At 63.5% G+C, this 9,054-nt stretch carries 6 protein-coding genes and 1 pseudogene; all 7 read left to right on the forward strand.

Features of this window, described 5'->3' with window-relative positions; genetic code table 11:
* Window position 1: 1 nt before the first annotated feature.
* Window positions 2-2,029 carry a hydantoinase/oxoprolinase family protein gene (locus tag J5Y06_RS15720; RefSeq protein WP_209336138.1) on the forward strand — a complete coding sequence of 676 codons (2,028 nt, stop codon included), beginning with the start codon at window positions 2-4 and terminating at the stop codon, window positions 2,027-2,029.
* 4 nt (window positions 2,030-2,033) lie between these two features.
* Window positions 2,034-4,001 carry a hydantoinase B/oxoprolinase family protein gene (locus J5Y06_RS15725; protein ID WP_209336139.1) on the forward strand — a complete coding sequence of 656 codons (1,968 nt, stop codon included), beginning with the start codon at window positions 2,034-2,036 and terminating at the stop codon, window positions 3,999-4,001.
* A 152-nt stretch (window positions 4,002-4,153) separates the two neighbouring features.
* Window positions 4,154-5,005: an FAD binding domain-containing protein gene (locus tag J5Y06_RS15730; protein WP_209336140.1), complete on the forward strand. Its 852-nt coding sequence runs from the start codon at window positions 4,154-4,156 to the stop codon at window positions 5,003-5,005.
* Entirely contained in the window at window positions 5,002-5,493 is a 492-nt protein-coding gene (locus J5Y06_RS15735; RefSeq protein ID WP_209336141.1) for a (2Fe-2S)-binding protein, read from the forward strand. The genes J5Y06_RS15730 and J5Y06_RS15735 overlap by 4 nt, the downstream gene beginning before the upstream one ends.
* Window positions 5,486-7,846, forward strand: a complete 2,361-nt coding sequence (locus J5Y06_RS15740) for a xanthine dehydrogenase family protein molybdopterin-binding subunit (RefSeq protein WP_209336142.1) — start codon at window positions 5,486-5,488, stop codon at window positions 7,844-7,846. The genes J5Y06_RS15735 and J5Y06_RS15740 overlap by 8 nt, the downstream gene beginning before the upstream one ends.
* 32 nt (window positions 7,847-7,878) lie before the next feature.
* Window positions 7,879-8,598, forward strand: coding sequence for a LamB/YcsF family protein (locus tag J5Y06_RS15745; RefSeq protein WP_209336143.1), 720 nt, complete (start codon window positions 7,879-7,881; stop codon window positions 8,596-8,598).
* 66 nt (window positions 8,599-8,664) lie between these two features.
* Window positions 8,665-8,923 (forward strand): annotated as a pseudogene (locus tag J5Y06_RS15750) (aldehyde dehydrogenase family protein); the annotation flags it as partial.
* Between the last annotated feature and the right edge of the window lie 131 nt (window positions 8,924-9,054).

A 9,054-nucleotide genomic window follows, 5' to 3' on the forward strand; every position in this document is an offset into this window, starting at 1 on the left:
CATGACGAAGACCAGAGTGGCCGTGGATGTCGGGGGGACCTTCACCGACATCTGCATCATGGACGAGGAGACCGGCGCGATCCGGATCGAGAAAACGGCGTCGACGCCGCATGATCCGATGCAGGCGATCATGAACGGCATCGAGCAGGGGCGGATCGACCTCCCTGACGTTTCCATGTTCTCGCATGGGACGACGGTGGCGACCAACGCCCTGATCACGCGCCGCTTGCCGCGCGCCGCCATGGTCTGCACGGAAGGTTTCCGCGACGTGGTGGAGATCCGCCGCGCCAACAAGGAGGACCTCTGGGACACCTACAAGGACGTCGCGAAGCCTTATATCCCGCGCCGCGATCGGCTGACCGTGCGCGAGCGCGTCGACGCCACCGGTGCAATTTTGCAGTCCCTGAACGAAGACGATGCCCGCCGCGTCGCCGAGGTGCTGAAGAAGCGCGAGGTGAAGGCAGTCGCAGTCTGCTTCATGAATTCCTACGTCAACGGCGCAAACGAGCGGCGCATGCGCGAGATCCTCGCTGAGGTCCTACCGGATGTGCCGGTCTCGGTGTCGTCGGAGGTCATGCCAGAAATCTTCGAGCACGAACGTTTCTCGACGACCATGGCGAACGCAGTCTGCGCGCCAGTCGTCGTCAACTACGTCTCGCGTCTCGGCGAGAAGCTGGCCGATGCCGGCTATAAACGCGATCTTCTGCTGCTTCATTCCGGCGGCGGCGTGATGACGCCCGCCAGCGTCCGGGATTTCTCGGCGCGCCTCGCCGGCTCCGGCATCGCGGCTGGCGCCATTGCCAGCCGCTTTATCGGTAATCTCTGCGGCTTTCCCAATTCCATCGGCTTCGATATGGGCGGCACGTCGACCGACGTGTCGCTGGCCTATGCCGGTGAGCCCCGCATTACCAAGGACTGGTACATCGAATACGGCTACCCGATCCGCTTTCCGTCAATCGAGGTACTGACCATAGGTGCCGGAGGCGGCTCGCTCGCTTGGCAGGACGAGGGCGGCTCGCTACGGAACGGTCCGCAATCGGCCGGAGCACATCCGGGCCCTGCCTGCTACAAGAACGGCAACAAGACCGCGACCAATACGGACGCCAATGTCGTGCTCGGCCGCCTCGGCACCAGTCTTGCCGGCGGCAAGATCACGCTCGATCCTTCCCTGGCAAGGGAAGCGGTACACGACACTGTTGCAGCCCCGTTCGGCATGGAACTGCACGAGGCGGCGGAAGCCATCGTCTCTGTCGCCAATGCCAACATGGCCAATGCCGTGCGACTTCTGTCGATCAGCCGCGGCTACGACCCACGCGACTTTGCGCTGGTGGCCTTCGGCGGTGCTGGCGCCCTGCATGGCGCGGCGGTCGCGAAGGAGTTGTCCATCCCGACCGTGATTGTACCGCCGAACCCGGGCGTCACCTCTGCTCTTGGTTGTCTGCTGGTTGATGTCCAGCACGACTTCTCCGACAGCTTCATGGCCGATGCCTCGAGTGTCGCGCCGGAGGACATGGAGGGCGCCTTTGGACGCATGGAAGCACAGGCCGTTGAGCGGCTGACGCATGAGGGTGTTGCGGAAGCCGACATGGCGCTGCAGCGCAGCGTCGAGATGATGTACCAGGGTCAGTGGCGCGCGCTTTCGGTGCCCGCCCCAGCGAAGGTCGAGAGCGTCTCGGCGCTGGTCGACGCCTTCCATGCCGAGCATGAGCGCGAGTTCAACTTCCGCCGCGAGGATGCCCCGGTCTCGATCTTCCGCGTCGCGGTCAAGGCCGTTGGCATCGTGCCGAAGGCCGATCTGCCGAAGCACCAAGTCAGCGCCCATACGCCTCAGACCGTCGGCCGCCGCGAGGTCTGGTTCGAGGGCAGGGCGCACGATGCGGCGCTCTACCAGCGCGATGATCTCAAGGCGGGCGCGACTTTCAGCGGCCCCGCGATCGTCGAGCAGTTTGATTCCACCACCGTGGTGCCGCCGGGCATGGCGGCGTCGGTTGACGCCTTCATGAACATCCTCATCACGACGAAAGGCTGACGCCATGAACCAGACACCAGAGACCGGCAAGAGCCTCGACCCCGTGACGTTCGAGGTCCTGAAGAACTCTTTTATCACCACCGTCGACCAGATGGCCGAGCAGATGCTGCGCACCTGCTATTCCTTCGTCATCTACAACCGAGATTTTTCCAACGCGCTGCACGACGCGGAGGGAAACTCGATCGCCCAGGGCAACTACGACATCGCGGTTCACGTCGGAACGCTCCACAACACCTGCAAGGAGGTCATCCGTCACTTCGAAGGCGACATGGCGCCGGGCGATGTTTACGCCATCAATGACCCCTATGCCGGCGGCACGCATTTCTCCGACGTGCGCCTCGTCAGGCCGATTTTCGACGAGGACAAGCTGATCGGCTTTTCACAGTCGAACGGCCACTGGTCGGATCTTGGTGGTTCCGTGCCGGGCTCGTTCGACGTGACGGCACGCGATATGTTCCGCGAGGGCATGCGCATCACGCCGGTCAGGCTCTTCCACAAAGGCCGCTTCTGTTCCGACGTCGCCAACCTGATCGCAGCCCAGACTCGCGATCCGGCCTCGATCATCGGCGACATCCACTCTCAGGCGCAGGCGACGCATGTGGCCGAACGCGAGATCCTGCGGCTGGTGCGGAAGTATGGTCGCGACCAGGTCACGCGCGGCATGGAGGAGGTGCAGGACTACGTCGAGCGCGCGGTGCGCAAACGCATCGCCGAACTGCCGGACGGCACCTGGGAGACGGTGGACTATATCGATCGCGATCCGACGGGCGGGGAGGGCATGATCCCGATCCGCATCAAGATGACGATCAAGGGCGACGAGATCACCTACGACTTCACCGGCAGCCATCCGACTATCGGCTCGATGTACAACTCGGCACCCGGAGCGACCTTCTCGGCCGTCGTCGCTGGCACCAAGACCTTCTTTCCGGACTTGCCCCTCAACAGCGGTTTCTACCGGATGATCAAGGTGACCGCGCCGAAGAACAGCGTGGTGAGTGCAGAGTGGCCGGTGGCTGTCACTGGCTTTCTGATGCCCTTCGAAAAGATCATGAACGCAATCTTCGAGATGTGGTCGAAAATCATGCCGGAGCGCGCGATCGCCTGCGCCTTCAACCTCGAGTATCTGCTCGCCGGCGGGCGAGATGCGCGTAAGCCCGAAAAGCCGATCTTCATGTTCTACGAGTGGCTGCCGGGGGGCTGGGGCGGGCGCAACGGCAAGGATGGCGCTGACGTCACCACAGCCTGCTTCGGGACCGGCTTGATGTCGCAGCCCAACGAGGGCAACGAGCGTGTCAACCCGACCCGCACCACCGAGTTCCAGATCAAGCAGGATTCTGCTGGGCCCGGCAAATGGCGGGGCGGTGTAGGCGTCCAAAAGACCTCGCTGCTGCTGGAGGCCGAGGGTGCCGTCATGTCCTACATCTGCGACCGCGAGCGCGCCGTCGTCTGGGGTGTCGAGGGCGGCCTTCCCTCCATGCCGCACGGGCTGACGCTGAAGCGCGCCGGCTCGGATGAGCCGACCTGGCTAGGCTCGGTCTTCTCCGACCATCCCGTCCATACCGGCGACGAGTTCGCACGGCCGACGGCTGGCGGCGGCGGCTTCGGCGATCCCCTGGAGCGCGATCCGAAGAAGGTTATGGAGGACGTGATCGACGACTATGTCTCCGTCGCTCGAGCCGCGGTGGACTATGGTGTCGTCATCCGGGAGATCGACCGCGACCTCTGCGCCTTCGAGATCGATGAAGCCGCGACCGAGGCGAAACGCGCGGAAATCCGCGCCGCACGCACAGACTGGGCACGGAGCGACCCGCAAGAGGTATCGCGCAGGTATAAGGCTGGCGAGATCGATGCGCTCGACGCCATTCGGCAGTACGCCACCATTCTCGACTGGGAGACTGGTGAAGTGCTGCCAAAGACTACGGAGCAGTTCCGCGAAAGCTACGAGAAACGCACCATCGCGCATTGGAGCTGAGTAGCCCGATCTCGTGACGCCCACGGTCGCGAACAGGCTATCAGTTTTTTCGATATATCATTCGCAGAACTACTATTTCACAGGCGTCATATGCTGAGCAAAGATGATGCTGCAGTGCCGCAACAAGACGGCAGCTTCAAGGGTGAAGATCGATGTCGCAAAGCGTGGAACGGCAGTTTGCCGTTGCCGACAGCATTGATGCGGCTCTGTCTGCGCGACGCAGTGGAGCAGCGGTGCTGGCGGGTGGGACCTGGATGATGCGCGACCCGCGTCGGGGTCACGACTTGCCAGATGCGGTCGTGGTGCTTTCCGGGCTGTCAGGCATGACGGACATCGCCATCGATCCCGATGAAGTCGTGGTAGGTGCGTCCGTTACCCATGAAGCCTTGGCCGACGCCCTCAGGGGATCGGCCGGCTTCGAAGGCGTAGTCGTCGCGGCGGAAGGGGCAGCTAACCCTGCCATCCGCCGCGTTGCCACGGTCGGCGGCAATCTCTGCACGCCGGACTTTTCCGCCGCCGATCTCGTGCCAGCCTTCCTCGCGTATGGCGCGATGGTGGAACTTGCCACTCCGGAGCGCACGCTGATCTTGAACATGGCCGAATTTCTGAAGCAGCGACGCGAGCTGCTCAGAACTGCTATTCTCACCCGCATTCACCTCCGCCGCGACGTTGCTGCAAGCGCTCATGCGCGGCTACCCCTGCGCAAGGCAGGCGACTACCCCGTGGCTATCGTGTCGGTGGCGGTGGACGGCGAAGGTGCGATCCGCATCGCCGTCGGCTCGGTGGAAGAGCAGGCGCGGCGCTGGACGTCGCTTGAGAACGCGCTGACCCGCTTGCCCGGGCTGCCGGCTTCTCCTGAAAGGGCGGCTGAGCTCGCCCGCGAACACATGGATTTCAGTGGGCGTGACGGCGTCGAGGCGGAGGGCTGGTATCGCTGCCAGGTGCTGCCTGCGCTGGTGCGGCGCGCGTTTGCGTGCTTGCCGAAGCTGGAGACCCGCGCATGAGCGTAACCTTCCGCCTGAACGGCCAGACCACCCGCTTCCACGACGATCCGATGACCCCGCTGATTGACGTCTTGCGGCGCGAAAAATTTTTGACTGGAGCCAAGCCCGTCTGCCGCGAAGGCTTCTGCGGTGCCTGCACCGTCCAAGTCGACGGCGAGGCGCAGATGGCCTGCCTGAAGCCGATGGGGCTCCTGGACGGGCGCGAGGTCACCACCATCGAAGGGCTGGGCAACGGGCGCGAGCCGCTTCATCCGCTTCAGGTAGCCTTTGCCGCGGCGGACGTCGTCCAGTGCGGCATGTGCTTTCCCGGCATGGTGATGGCGCTGTCTGCCTTTGTGCGCGATCACCCTGAAGCCGATCGGACGGCGATCAAAACAGCGATGGTCGGCAACATCTGCCGCTGCACCGGCTATGAGCGCATCATAGATGCCGTTGTGGACCACCTGAAGGATGGTGCCGCGCCTAAAGCGGAGCTCGCCGATGTCTGACGTGCTTTCACCCGAAGCCTCAACGGTGATGAACCTGCCGCGCCGGGATGCACAGGACAAGCTCCGCGGGCGCACGAAATACACTGTCGACCGGGCGCGGCCAGATACGCTGCATGCGGCGGTACTGCGCTCCACCCTCGCTGCTGGACGGATCAGGAAACTGGACGTCTCTGCTGTCTGGGATTGCGAGGGCGTACGAGGCGTCGTCACCGGCCAGGACGCGCCCGGCCTCTACGGGATAGGCATCGCCGACCATCCTTTACTGGCTGTCGATACGATCCGCTACCATGGCGAGCCGATCGTCGCGATCGCGGCCGATACCGAGGCGTTAGCGCGCGCGGCACTCAAGGCAATCGTGATCGAGATCGAGCCGCTTCCCGCAGTTCAGACAATGGCCGATGCGCTCGCGCCCGAGGCGCGGCTGATCCATGAGGACTGGCGCAGCTACGACCTGCTGTTCGAGGGAGGCGCCCGTTCGGGTAACATCGCCTGGGAAGCGAAATCAAGCCGGGGCGATGTGGACGCAGCCTTCGCGCGTCCCGACGTAAAGGTCGTGGAAAGCAGCATCGGTGTCGGCCGCCAGAGCCATGTCCCGCTCGAGCCACGGGTTGCGATCGGCTCCTGGGAGAACGGGCGCGCTCACCTTCAAACCTCAACGCAGGTGCCGTGGACGGTGCGCAACGTCACCGGCCGTGTCATGCAGCTGCCTCCCGGCCATGTCCGCGTGACGGTTCCACCCGTCGGCGGTGGCTTTGGCCTTAAATTCGATGCCTCAATCGAGCCGATCACGGCCGTTCTCGCCAAGATGACTGGTCGCGATGTCATCCTGGAAAACACGCGCCAGGAAGAAATGGCGACCTGCCTTTGCCGCGAGAACGCCGAAATCGTGATCCGCTCGGCCGTGACACCCGATGGGGAGATCGTTGGGCGCGAGGCAGTTGTGCTGATGGATGCCGGCGCCTATGGCGGTGAGCAGGTGTTTCTTACCACGATGACCTCGCACACGCTTGGCGGAAATTATCGTGTCGGCGCCATCCGTATCGTCAGCCGCGCGGTTTATACCAATACTCCACCCAACGGAGCCTTCCGCGCCTGCAACGGCGTCTACAACACTTTCGCGCTGGAGCGGCACACCGACGAGATCTGCGCGAAGATGGGATTTGATCCCGTCGAGTTCCGCAAAAGGAACGTGCTGGGCGATGGCGACCTCGGTCCGACCGGCCAGGTTTTCGAAGATGATGTGCTCCATCCGATGCTCCAACGCATGGACGCGCTTCGGGAAAAGACCGGCACCGTCGAACATCTTGCAGACGGGCGGCTCTATGGCAAAGCAACGACGGTCGGGACCTGGTTTGTGTTCGTCGGCCCCTCGGCCGCCACCGTGAATCTCAACGCCGATGGCAGCGCCACGCTGGTGACGTCGGGGGTGGAGATCGGCTCAGGCACCATGGTGCAGGCGCTGCCGCAGATCGTGGCCGGCCAGCTTGGCTTGGATCCCAACCAGGTAATCGTGCGCGAAGCCGACACCGACGCCGCCGGCCTTGATGCGGGGGTTGGCGGCGGGCGCACCACGGTGTCAATCGGCGCCGCAAGTGTCGCCGCCTGTGCCGACGTGCGCGAAAAGATGCTGCGGACCGCAGGCGAGATGCTGCAAACCAAGCCCGAGGATCTGGTTCTCGCCAACGGGCGCGTCGAGATCGCCGGCCGGCCTGGTTCGGGCACCACAATTCCCGCAGTCGTCGCGCATGCGCAAGCCACCACCGGCCCGATCAGCGGCAGTGGATCATTCACCGCCAAGAACACGCCGGCCATGAGCGGCTGTGCCGCGGGCCATTTCGTTGACGCGCTTGATATACCCGTTTTCGTTGTCCACGAGGCGGAAGTTGCAGTCGACCCGGATACCGGCCATGTCGAAGTGCTTGCTTATCGCGTAGTGCAGGATGTCGGCCGCGCTTTGAACCCGCGCGCGATCCATAGCCAAATTCAGGGAGGCGTGGTGCAGGGCCTCGGTTATGCGCTACACGAAGAGGTGACGATCACCGCCGACGGACGCATCGCGCAGGACAGTTTTGAAGCTTACCGCGTGCCGCTCGCAGGCGACGTCGTGCCGGTCGCGATCGACCTATACGAAGGCGCGCCTTCCATGGGACCGCTTGGCACCAAGGGCGCCGGCGAAGTCCCGATCCTGGCCGTGGGCGCGGCTATTGGATGCGCTGTCGCGAACGCCATCGGCAAGCCGGTTGACAAGCTGCCGCTCACGCCGCCGCGTGTTTTGCGTCTGCTGCGTGGACGCGAACCAAAACCCGTTTACCTGCACATCGCGCCAAGCTGGACGCAGAATACGCTGGGCTGATGCCCGGCCGCACAATCAACGGACATTCAACGATGGTCACGCTCAATTGCGACATGGGTGAAAGCTATGGAAACTGGCGCTTCGGCGACGATGCCGGCATCATGCCGCATGTCGACTGCGCCAACATCGCCTGTGGCTTTCATGCCTCCGACCCATGGACGATGCTGAAGACGGTGCGGCTGGCAAAGTCGCTCGGCAAGGCGATCGGCGCCCACCCGGGCCTGCCGGACCGCGAAGGTTTTGGCCGCCGCGAAATGAAGCTGCAGCCGGAGGAGCTGACGGCTGCCTTCCTATATCAGATCGGTGCGCTCTCGGGCCTGCTCAGGGCGGAGGGGCTTGAACTCGCACATGTGAAGCCGCACGGGATCATCTATGGCATGGCCGCGCGCGACATGGACAGCGCCCGCGCCATCGCGGCTGCAGTGAAGCCGTTCGGCGTGCCGATCTTCGGCATGGCCGGCACCTGCCATCAGACAGCCGCCGCCGAACTCGAAGTGCCCTTCCTCGGTGAATTCTTCCCGGACCTGACCTACGCTCCGGACGGCAGCCTGATCATTCCGCGACAACAGTCTGCCATCGACCTAGAAGCCGCCGAAGAGCGCATGAGCCGCGCCCTGACAGCCGGCGAGCTCGTTGCAACCGACGGCACCATCCGCAAGGTGGATTTTCAGACAGTTTGCATTCATTCCGATCCGCCGAACGCCCGCGACGTCGCGGCGACGATGCGTCGGGTTATCGATGTCCATTCTTGAGACCGAGACTCCTACGATCATGATACCCCTGACTGAAAAGCTTCTCACCATCGACGACCTGCGCAAAACCAGGAGGAGGTAATTGAGGCGGCCAATGCGACGCCCTATGGTCTCGCTGGCTATTTCTTCACGCGCGACATCGACCGGATGTTTAGAGTCGCGGACGCACTGGAAACGGGCATGATCGGCATCAACGAAGGCTTGATCTCCAACGCGGTCTCGCCTTTGGCGGGTCAAGGAAAGCGGGCTCGGACGCGAAGGATCTACCCACGGGATTGAGGAATATCTCGAACTCAAGACACTCACTATCAGCTCCAGCACCTAAGAAGGCTATCATGGACACGCTTTCCAACTCGCTCGCGGCAGCGGATATCGCCAACACGCTGCATCCCTACACGAACCTGCGCCAGCACGAGAAAGCCGGGCCGATTGTGATTTCGCGGGGGGACGGTATCC

The sequence above is a fragment of the Tianweitania sediminis genome (assembly GCF_017813335.1).
GTDB classification, from domain to species: domain Bacteria; phylum Pseudomonadota; class Alphaproteobacteria; order Rhizobiales; family Rhizobiaceae; genus Tianweitania; species Tianweitania sediminis.